General features: G+C 69.6%; 9 protein-coding genes. 7 read left to right on the forward strand and 2 right to left on the reverse strand.

The window, feature by feature from the left end:
* Positions 1 to 59: 59 nt before the first annotated feature.
* Positions 60 to 1025 carry a GTP-binding protein gene (locus tag LW840_RS09000; RefSeq protein WP_291268088.1) on the forward strand — a complete coding sequence of 322 codons (966 nt, stop codon included), beginning with the start codon at positions 60 to 62 and terminating at the stop codon, positions 1023 to 1025.
* Here the strand turns inward: LW840_RS09000 and LW840_RS09005 are convergent.
* Positions 979 to 1866, reverse strand: a complete 888-nt coding sequence (locus LW840_RS09005; RefSeq protein ID WP_291268087.1) for a hypothetical protein — start codon at positions 1864 to 1866, stop codon at positions 979 to 981. The genes LW840_RS09000 and LW840_RS09005 overlap by 47 nt on opposite strands.
* Positions 1867 to 1948: 82 nt before the next feature.
* Here LW840_RS09005 and LW840_RS09010 point away from each other — a divergent pair, with 82 nt between their 5' ends.
* The 6 genes from LW840_RS09010 (at position 1949) to LW840_RS09035 (ending at position 7748) form a co-directional block, all read left to right on the forward strand.
* On the forward strand, positions 1949 to 2719 hold the full coding sequence (locus tag LW840_RS09010) for an ABC transporter ATP-binding protein (RefSeq protein WP_291276838.1): 771 nt from the start codon (positions 1949 to 1951) through the stop codon (positions 2717 to 2719).
* Positions 2720 to 2729: 10 nt separating this feature from the next.
* Complete coding sequence (locus LW840_RS09015) at positions 2730 to 4148, forward strand: DUF3526 domain-containing protein (RefSeq protein ID WP_291268085.1); 1419 nt, start codon at positions 2730 to 2732, stop codon at positions 4146 to 4148.
* Positions 4148 to 5572, forward strand: a complete 1425-nt coding sequence (locus LW840_RS09020; RefSeq protein ID WP_291276839.1) for a DUF3526 domain-containing protein — start codon at positions 4148 to 4150, stop codon at positions 5570 to 5572. The genes LW840_RS09015 and LW840_RS09020 overlap by 1 nt, the downstream gene beginning before the upstream one ends.
* A gap of 105 nt (positions 5573 to 5677) precedes the next feature.
* On the forward strand, positions 5678 to 6082 hold the full coding sequence (locus LW840_RS09025; protein WP_291262830.1) for a copper resistance CopC family protein: 405 nt from the start codon (positions 5678 to 5680) through the stop codon (positions 6080 to 6082).
* 24 nt (positions 6083 to 6106) lie between these two features.
* Positions 6107 to 6940 (forward strand): CopD family protein, encoded by an 834-nt coding sequence (locus LW840_RS09030; protein WP_291276840.1) that lies wholly within the window; start codon positions 6107 to 6109, stop codon positions 6938 to 6940.
* Positions 6941 to 7052: 112 nt separating this feature from the next.
* Entirely contained in the window at positions 7053 to 7748 is a 696-nt protein-coding gene (locus LW840_RS09035) for a fatty acid desaturase CarF family protein (protein WP_291262832.1), read from the forward strand.
* Between the two features lie 53 nt (positions 7749 to 7801).
* On the opposite strand, the gene LW840_RS09040 is transcribed toward LW840_RS09035, so the two are convergent.
* On the reverse strand, positions 7802 to 8005 hold a 204-nt coding region (locus LW840_RS09040), incomplete at its 5' end, for a type B 50S ribosomal protein L31 (RefSeq protein ID WP_291276841.1).

An 8005-nucleotide genomic window follows, 5' to 3' on the forward strand; every position in this document is an offset into this window, starting at 1 on the left:
CCAGAAGACGCAGCGATCGCCCACTGGTGCACCACCACGTGCGGTGCCAACTTCGCCGCATGATCCCGCTCGTGCTCATGGCCGGCTTCCTTGGCGCCGGCAAGACCCGGTTTCTCTCGGAGCTGGTGCCGCAGCTGGCCGCGCGGGGCACGCGGGTGCGCATCATCCTCAATGATTTTCAGAACGCCCGCGTCGACGCCGCGCGGCTGGGAGCGCTCGAGGCGCTGGTGACGCCGCTCAACGGCGAGTGCGTCTGCTGTGGCTCGCTCCGCGAGTTGCTGCAGACGCTGTACGATGTGCCGCCCGATCCGGGCAGCGTCATGATCATCGAGGCCAACGGCGCCACGGAGACCGACGAACTGCTGGGCCATCTCACCACCGATACGCGGCTCGGGCACTTCACCCTGCCCGTGCAACTCACCGTGGTGGATGCGGCGCGGTGGCAGAAGCGCTGGTGGCACAACGGGCTCGAACGCGCGCAGGTGGGCACGGCCACACACCTGCTGCTCAACTGGACGCACAAGCTCGACGCCGCGCGTCTGGCGGCGGTGGAAGAGGCCATACGCGCCGAGAACCCGCGCGCTGCCTTCGTGAACACCGACACGTTCGCCGAGTGGCTGCACACCCTCGCCGCGCGGGTGCAGCACGATCCGCAGCAGGGCGGCCGCAGCACGGGGCTGCAGGCGGCGGAGCCGCGGGCGCGCGCCGCGCGGGCGCCGCACACGCATCCCTTCGGCAGTATCGCGCTGCCGCTCCCCACCGTGGTGTTGCGGCGCGACTTCGAGCAATTCGTGGCGGAGCTCCCGGAGCAGGTGGTGCGAGCCAAGGGGCTGGTGCGCTTCGCCGACGATCCGGGACCCATGTACGTGTGGAATCGGGTTCCGGGGCGCGCGCGGGTGCGTCTCGATGCGTCGTGGCCGCATGCCGACGCGACGCCCACGGCGTTGTTCATCGGTGTGGCCCTGCCCATCGACGCGCTTACCGAGGCGGCGGCGCGTCTCGGCGACAGGGTGCCGCCAGCCTGAGGGAATCGGCGAGCGCGGTGGGCGCAAAACCGGTGGGGCCGCCGCCGAGGACCAGGCGCCACGTGTAGTGGCAGCGCGTGGTCGTCGTGAGTGAGCCGCCGGCGCTGCCCGGTGTGCGCAGCACGAGATACGGCAGGTCGTGGTACTGACGGAGGGCGGAGAGCTGTCGGGCAATCGCGCGCGCATCGCCGCGTGCCGTGAGCACGCCGAAGTCGCTGTCGGTGGCAATCTCGTTTCCCCGGGTCAGGCCACCAATGGGCTGCCCGTTGGCGTGCACTTGCGACGTGGCGCTGGCCACCACATCGAACGCCTGCCGTTCGGCGTCATCCCACGCCACGAAGTACCAGAGGTCCGGTGAGAGCAGGTCATCGAGCAGGCGCAGGTGCGCCACGACCTCGGGACCGGAGCCGTACGCGAGGGCATCGAGCGCCACATCGAAGCGCACATCGGGCTGCGTCCGCGCCACCCGCTCCCGGGCGCGCTGCCACACGGCGAGATGGCGTGGCGTGGGCCGCTCTCCGGCGGCAAAGCGGAAGAGCGACGACACGTGCGTGGGGGCGAGCGCCACGAGCGCCGTGATGACGGAATCGGTGGTGACCGAATCGAACAGCCACTGGCCATCACGATAGACCGTGCTGGCCACCGATCGCGCGAACACGGGCCCGAGGCGTTCACCGCGCACTTCTCCGGGCACGTGCACATGCCGGTGCGCGCCGCGCGCGGCGGCGGTACGAGGGGCGGGCACGCCGGTGTCGGGTGGCATGGCCATGGACCAGCGTCCATTGCATGCGCCGGCCACCGCGAAGGTGCCCAGCAGGAAAACTCTTGCCGAAACGCGCATCAGCGATAATGATAAGGCTCTATCAGCATAGCAATGCCGCCGATTCTTTCGGGTCGGTCGGCTCACCAACGCCGGTCGCGCCATGCATTCCACGGATCTCGCGGTATCGGCCTCTGCCACCACCTTGGCGGCCACGCCCGCTGTTCCCCGCCTCGCCGCCCGTGGCCTCACCAAGCGCTACGGCGATGTGGTGGCGCTCAACGCCCTCGACCTCACCATCAACGCGGGCGAGGTCTACTGCCTGTTGGGGGCCAACGGGGCCGGGAAGAGCACGACCATCAATCTCTTCCTCAACTTCGTCGCGCCCACGGCCGGCGACGCCCGCGTGTGCGGCATCGATGTCACGCAGGATCCGCTGCAGGCCAAGCGGCACCTCGCGTACATCCCCGAAACCGTCATGCTGTACAAGCAGCTCAGCGCGCTCGAGAATCTCGACTATTTCGCCGGGCTCGCCGCGGAGGCGCCGCTGCCCCGGGAGCAGCTCATGGCGCACCTGCGCGATGTGGGGCTGCGCGACGAGCAGGTGCACCAGCGCGTGGCGGGCTTCTCCAAGGGGATGCGGCAGAAGGTGGGCATTGCCATTGCGGTCGCCCGCAAGGCCGATGTGCTGCTGCTCGACGAGCCCACGTCGGGGCTGGACCCCAAGGCGTCGAATGAGTTCTCGGAGGTCATTGGTCGGCTGCGCGAACGCGGCGCGGCCGTGCTCATGGCGACGCACGATCTCTTTCGCGCCAAGGAGTCGGGGACTCGCGTGGGGATCATGAAGCGTGGCATGCTCGTGGCCGAACTGGCGACGGCCGACATCGGACACACTGATCTCGAGCAGCTGTACCTCACCCACATGCACGACTGAGGGCGCGCCCATGATTGCCCACATCGCTCGCAAGGAACGCACCGAAATGTGGCGCGACGGCCGCTTCCGTGTGGCCGCCGTGGCCCTGCTGCTGCTGCTCGCGGTGGCGCTGCTCACCGGGCTCACCACGTCGCGCGGCACCGCGCGCGACCATGACGCGGCGCAGGAGGCCATGCGCGGGTTCTGGGTGAATCAGGGGGCCAAGAACCCGCACTCCGCCGCACACTACGGGCTGTGGGTGTTCAAGCCGTCGCTGCCCCTGTCGTTCGTCGATCACGGTGTGGACGCCTACACAGGCGTGACCACGTGGCTCGAAGCGCACAAGCAGAACGAGTTCACGCGCCGTCCCGCCATGGATCGCCCCAATGTGGCCCGCTTTGGCGAGTGGACCGCGGCCGCCGTACTGCAGCTGCTGGTGCCGCTGCTCATCGTGATGCTCGCCTTCCCGGCGTTCGCCGGCGAACGCGAAACCGGCACGCTGCGCCAACTCGCGGCCATCGGGGTGCCCATGCGCACCCTCATGCTGGGCAAGGCGGCGGGGATCGCGTCGGCGCTGGCCGTGGTGCTGGTGCCGGCCACCGTGCTGGGAGTGGCCACGCTCTGGCTGGGTGCCGGGGGCGGGCGCGGGGCCGATGACCTCGTGCGCTTCGCGCTCCTCATTGCCACCTATCTGGCGTATTTCGCGGTGCTGCTGGCGCTGGCGCTGGTGGTGTCGGCGCGTGCCCGCAACGTGCGCGTGGCGCTGGTCCTCCTGCTGGGCTTCTGGACGATGAACTCGCTGGTGGCGCCGCGGGCGGTGGCCGACCTGGCGCGCCAGCTCCATCCCACGCCGTCGGCGGTGGCGTTCCAGGCGGCCATGCAGCGGGACATCGAACAGGGACTCGACGGGCACAACCCGGCCGACGCCCGGCGCAAGGCAGTCGAAGCACAGGCGCTGCGTGAGTACCGGGCGGTGTCGCTGGAAGCGTTGCCGGTGAACTTCGACGCCATCGCGATGCAGGCGTCCGAAGAGTACGCCAACACCGTCTTCGACCGGCACTTCACCGCGCTCTACGATCAGTACCGGGCGCAGAACACCCTCACGCAGTGGCTCGGGCTCGTCTCGCCGCTGCTCGCGGTGCGTTCGCTCTCCATGGGGCTGGCCGGCACCGATGTGGAGCAGCACCGTCACTTCGCCGTGCAGGCCGAACTCTATCGTCGTGGCCTCATTCGCTGGACCAACAACTACTTCCGCGACAACACGCTCACCGGCGAGTGGGACTGGAAGGCCCCGCCTGAGCTGTGGGCCAAGTATCCCCCGTTTGCGTACGACGCACCACCCGTGCGCCAGTCGGTGGCCACGCAGGGGGCCGCGCTGCTCGTCCTGGCCGGGTGGCTGGCGCTGGCGGCCCTGCTCGTGTGGCGCGCGCCCGCGGCGCCGGTAGTCTGATGCGATGGCAAACCATCTGGCGCAACGAATGGCGCCTGCTGCTGGCCGATCGTGCGCCGTGGGTGCTGGCGCTGCTGTTCACCGTGGTGGCGCTGTACGGGGCGTGGAACGGGCGACAGTGGAGCGCGTTTCAGCAGGCCGCCATTGCCGACATTCGCCAGGCCGACCACGAGCGGATCGCGAAGCTCGATTCCCTGCTGCAGCGTGCCGAGCGTGACAGCACGGTGACCGTGCCTCCGGCGGGCGCACTCGGGGCGTCGGGGGCCACCACGCATGCCGTGCTCGACGTGCCCCCGCTGGGCGGGCTGGCCGTGGGAGCGAGCGACCTGCACCCGTACTACGCGCGCGTCTCGGTGCGCAGCAAGGCCAGCTTCATGGCCACCGATGAAGTGGAGAATCCGCACAACCTGCTCGCGGGGCGCTTCGATCTGGTGTTCGTGGTGGTGTGGGTGCTGCCGCTGCTGCTCATTGCGCTCACGTACAACACCATTACCGGCGAACGGGATCAGGGCACCATGGCCCTGTGGCGCGCGCAGCCGGTGCCGGCCAGTCGGGTCCTGGTGGCCAAGCTTGGTGTGCGTGCCGGGTTCGTGCTGGGTGTGGCGACGGTCTTGCTGGGTCTCATGGCGTGGCTCGTGGGCGTGCCGCTGGGCGACCCGGCGGTGGTGCTGCGCCTGCTGCTCTGGTTGGCCGTGGTGCTGCTGTACGCGGGCTTCTGGCTGGGCGTGATCGTGTTGGTCAACGCCACGGCGCGTTCCTCGGCGGCGAGTGCCGTGCTGCTGCTGGGGAGTTGGCTGGTGGTGGTGGTGGTCATTCCGGCCACGGTCAGCGCCGTGGTGTCGGCGGTGTATCCCTCGCCATCGCGGGTGGCGCTGACCACGGCGCTGCGCGCCGCCAGCGACGAGGCGGCCGCGCAGGGGGACACGGCCATCAATCAGTTCCTCGCCGATCACCCCGAGATGCTGCAAACCGGTGTCCTGGCGGCGAACAACGCGTGGGGACGCACCCTCGCGCAACAGGAGCGGGCCAACGACGCCATGCGTCCGGTGTACGCGGCCTTCGACTCGGCGCTGGCGGCACAACATCGCGCCGCAGCGCTGGCCAGCATGGCGAGTCCCGCCGTGATGGCGCAGGAGCTGCTGCACGATCTTGCCGACCGCAGCCTTGCGCGATTCCGCCGGTTCGACGCCGCCATCGACCGTCATCATCAGGCGTGGCAGACGTTCTTCTTCCAGCGCGTGTTTGGTGAGCGCAAGGTGCGTCACGCCGAGCTCGCGTCGCTGCCCCGCTTTGCCTACGCCGATCGCGCAGTGGGCGATGTGCTCTCCGCCCAGGGCGGCACGCTGCTGGCGCTGCTGCTGCCCACCGCGCTCCTCTGGTGGTTGGGCTGGCGACGGCTGCAGCAGGTGGCGGTGCACGAGTAGGCCGGCGCTCGAGGACGCGATCGCCGCCGAACGGGTCTTCCTCTGTTCGGCCGGGTACGACACGTTACCATGCCACCCGCGCCTCCTCACCTCCGAGCTTCCGCGATGACCCGACCCGCTGTCGTCCTTGCTGCCGGCCTTGCCGCGACCCTCATTGCCGTGGTCATGACCACGGCGGTTCCCGTGGCCGCGGCTCCCCTGCCGCATCTCAAGCTCAAGCGCTCGTTCCCGGCCAAGGACACGGTGCTGACCTCGAGCCCCGACGCCGTGCGGTTGTGGCTGACCGAAAAGGCCGACCTGCCGGCCACCAGGATCACGGTCACCGGTGCCGGCAACGCCGCCGTGGCGACCGCCAAGCCCACGCGCGGCGCCGCTGCCGATGCGCCGATCGAGGCCACGTTGACGCAGCCGGTAGGTGCCGGCCGCTACACCGTGGCGTGGAAGACCATGTCGAAGGACGGGCACGTGGTAAGCGGTACTTTCGGATTCACGGTCAAGCCGGCTCCCTGAGTGGGGGACTGGGCGTGGGCCTCTGTGGCAGCGCGCCTGCTGCTGTACGTGGGCGCCCTGCTGGCGGTGGGCCGCGCCAGCGTGGCGTTTCTCGATCCCGAGTGGAAGGCGGGAGCGCGCAGCGTGCACGACGCGCGTGCCCCGCGCCTGCTGGCGTGGGGCGGGTCCGTCGCGTTGCTGGGGGCGCCGCTGCTCTTGCTGGTGCTGCAGCTTGGTGCGCTCGAGATGACCGCCGCCGACGTGCCCACGCTGCTCACCGACACCGGGTGGGGACACGGGTGGAGCCAACTGATGGGGGCGTGCGTCCTGGCGGGTGTGGCCCTGCTGCTGCCGGTGGGACGCACGACCTCGCTGCTGCTGCTCATGGCATCGCTGGGCGTGGCGGCGGCCATGGGCGGGCTGGGCCACGCGGCATCGGATGAGCAGTGGCCGCTTGGCGCGCGCCTGCTCGACGCCATGCATGTGGCCGCCATGGGCGCGTGGATTGGCGGGCTGGTGGTAACGCTGCTCATCACACGCGTGCCGGCCTTCGCGCTGCGCGACGCCGCGTGGCGCACCTTCAGCCGCACGGCCACGATCATGGCCCCGGTCACCGTGCTGACCGGCGTGGGGAGCGGCGCGCGGCTCCTGCTCGGCACGCCCCCCGCCGCCATTCTGGCCAGTGACTATGGCCGCCTGCTGCTGGGCAAGTCGGTGCTGGTGCTCATCGTGCTGGCCATTGGCGCCCGGCAACGAAAGCGCATCGCGCGGGGGGAGACCGCTGCCGTGGGCGCCGTGCGCGTCGAGTGTGCGGTTGCCGCCGCCGTGCTGCTCATCACGGCGGTACTCACCGGCAGCGAGCCGCCCGCCGCCGACTGACGCCAGATTCGCAGGGGTCAGGCAAACCGGTGATGCGCCGGCGTACGGTGGAGCGCATCATGCAGCATGGCGTTCCCATGACATCCCACATTCGCAATGCTGGAGGTCGCCCATGTCCGCACTGTTGGTGTTCCTGCAGATCATCGCCGTCTGGCTCGTCACCGACTTTCTGTCGGGCGTCTTTCACTGGCTCGAAGACGCGTATGGGAACCCGTCGTGGCCCATCATCGGCCGCCACGTCACGAAGCCCAACATCCTGCATCATTACGCCCCGCGGGCGTTCGTGACGAATTCGTGGTTCCTCAGTTCACGGCTGCTGCTGGCCATCTGCGCCGGCCTCACCGCCCTGACGCTGGCACTCGGGGTGTTCAACTGGATGATTGCCCTGTCCATGGTGCTGGGGCTCAATGCCAACCAGGTGCACAAGTGGAGCCATCGCTCCCGCCGGGAGAACGGCCCGGTCGTGCGGCTGCTGCAGCGGTTGCACCTCATCCAGTCCCCGTCGCATCACCACCGCCACCACGTGCTGGGGAAAGACTCGCACTACTGCGTGCTCACCGACTTCCTCAATCCCATCCTCGACGGGGTGGGGTTCTGGCGCGGGTTGGAGCGGCTCATCGCGCGGGTGTTCGGCGTCGCGCGCCGAGACGACGAAGCCATGGCGCGCGCGGTCCTCGCCGACGATCCGGCCATCTTCGGCCCGCATCTCGAGGCCGTCCGGCAGCAGGTGGCACGACAGGCGCGCGACCGTGCGCGGCCGCTTCCGCACGTCCCGGCGGGGCGCGCCACCGCCCACGCGGCTCCCTGAACGCCAAACCGCCCCGGACGAGGTCCGGGGCGGTTGGCAGTACGTCATCAGGCTCAGCGGCCGTAGCGCTTCTTGAACTTGTCGACGCGACCCTGCGTGTCGATGAGACGCTGGGTGCCCGTGTAGAACGGGTGCGAGTCGCTCGTGATTTCGAGGAGGATGAGCGGGTACTCGTTGCCGTCGTCGAGCTTGATCTTCTGCTCGCTCGTCATCGTCGAACGGGTGAGCACCAGCGCGCCGGTCGACGCATCCTTGAA

It is taken from the genome of Gemmatimonas sp. (genome assembly GCF_021298855.1).
GTDB lineage: Bacteria > Gemmatimonadota > Gemmatimonadetes > Gemmatimonadales > Gemmatimonadaceae > Gemmatimonas.